Source organism: Pseudomonas sp. 50_B (assembly GCF_017491625.1).
In the GTDB taxonomy this organism is placed as follows: Bacteria; Pseudomonadota; Gammaproteobacteria; order Pseudomonadales; family Pseudomonadaceae; genus Aquipseudomonas; species Aquipseudomonas danubii.
Window position 1 is genome coordinate 1 of the sequence record NZ_JAFGYX010000111.1, and the last position, 494, is coordinate 494.

The window sequence follows — 494 nt, forward strand, 5'->3', positions numbered from 1 at the left end:
ATCGTGATCTTCAGGCGCCCTTCGCCTTTCTGATAACGGATCGTCACGCCGTCGAGCGACGCGAGATCCGCGCAGCGGCCGCCCATCGTGCGCGGCAGGTTCTCGACGAGCGACTTCTTCAGCCCGAACTGCGCGACGAGCTCGGGCGCGACGCACGCGCGCGCGCCCTGCCCGTCGTCGTGTGCGACGAATTCGATCGGCTGCAGGCCGACGAACACGTCGTTGACCTTCACGTCGAGCAGGTATGTGCCCGGCAGCGTGTAGTCCGCCTGCGCGAACTGCGACAGGTCGACGTCGTTCCTGCCGTCGATGCTCAGGAACGACGCATTGAACTCCGTCGCCCGGGCATGGCTGCCGGCGGCCAGCATGAACACGCAGAGGAAGGAATGTCTGATTCGCACGCCGACTGACTGAAACCGTAACGGGATGGGGATCGCGGAAAAAGCGGGAACGCGAAGCGGATTCGCGCGAGGAAAAGGCGCGCGCCCTTTCCT

1 protein-coding gene is annotated in these 494 nt (G+C 65.0%); it reads right to left on the reverse strand.

Going from position 1 to position 494, the window contains the following annotated elements; all coding sequences use genetic code 11:
- On the reverse strand, positions 1-368 hold a 368-nt coding region (locus tag J5M73_RS31165; protein WP_207816910.1), incomplete at its 3' end, for a FimD/PapC N-terminal domain-containing protein.
- Positions 369-494 lie beyond the last annotated feature (126 nt).